Here is a 601-nt window from a genome sequence, read left to right as displayed (position 1 = left end):
GGCTCCTGGCCACGGCCTACCCCGCAGTTGTGCCTGCGCTGCTAAGTTTTATTTATTTTGGTTGTGGTTCTAAGAATGATAAATTGCGTATCTTACCCAATCTAGAAACGCGGTTGACGGAAAGACTATGCGGCTGCGGGTCTTTGGCACTTTTTGTTGGGGGCGTCGCTCGACTGGTTGTTGGAGATGGAAATTAGTGAGTGTCTGCTTTCTGGACCCGCGCAGGCACGTGGGGGATTGCCTCCAGCCAGGAGCCAGCTGGCGGTGGTGCTGCCAGTTATCTCCCGGCCACGGCCTACCCCGCAGTTGTGCCTGCGCTGCTAAGTTTTATTTATTTTGGTTGTGGTTCTAAGTAGGATAAATTGCGTATCTTACCCAACCTGGAAACACAGTTGGCTAAAAGACTATGCGGCTGCAGGTCTTTGTCACTTTTTGTTGGGGGCGTCGCTCGACTGGTTGTTGGAGATGGAAATTAGTGAGTGTCTGCTTTCTGGACCCGCGCAGGCACGTGGGGGATTGCCTCCAGCCAGGAGCCAGCTGGCGGTGGTGCTGCCAGTTGTCTCCTGGCCACGGCCTACCCCGCAGTTGTGCCTGCGCTACT

General features: G+C 54.9%; 1 protein-coding gene. It reads left to right on the top strand.

All coding sequences use genetic code 11. The features are described from left to right. A partial coding sequence (locus CSV64_RS16930; protein ID WP_233191842.1) for a hypothetical protein occupies nt 1-197 on the top strand: 197 nt, incomplete at its 5' end. Nucleotides 198-601: the final 404 nt, after the last annotated feature.

It is taken from the genome of Sporosarcina sp. P32b (genome assembly GCF_002743335.1).
GTDB lineage: Bacteria > Bacillota > Bacilli > Bacillales_A > Planococcaceae > Sporosarcina.
Note: the sequence above shows the minus strand (reverse complement) of the source record. Positions and strands in the feature narration are given on the sequence as shown.